The sequence below is a fragment of the Erwinia sp. PsM31 genome, from assembly GCF_030433775.1.
Lineage (GTDB): Bacteria > Pseudomonadota > Gammaproteobacteria > Enterobacterales > Enterobacteriaceae > Erwinia > Erwinia aeris.
The window spans coordinates 1-236 of sequence record NZ_JARUWZ010000109.1 but is presented as its reverse complement, the minus strand read 5'-3'; the positions used below and the strand labels follow the sequence as shown (position 1 = coordinate 236).

The 236-nt window shown below is 49.2% G+C and carries 1 pseudogene; it reads left to right on the top strand.

Features of this window, described 5'->3' with window-relative positions:
* A pseudogene (locus QCD69_RS22635) lies at positions 1-174 on the top strand (hypothetical protein); the annotation flags it as partial.
* Positions 175-236: the final 62 nt, after the last annotated feature.

Here is a 236-nt window from a genome sequence, read left to right as displayed (position 1 = left end):
AGCAAAGCCCGTATGATAACGAAATATAAGATCAAGACGACGTTTTCGGACGTTGAAGCCAGAGACGAAGAGAAAAACAAAGTCCCCTAGCTGCTCGAAAACCTCCGCGAGCCGAGCCGTATCCAGAAGCTGGGCGGTAAAATTCCAAAAGTCGTGCTGAAGGTCGGTCCTCCGGTTATGTCTATTATACACATCTGACGCTGCCCACCAACGTAAACCGGTGTAGAAATCAGTGG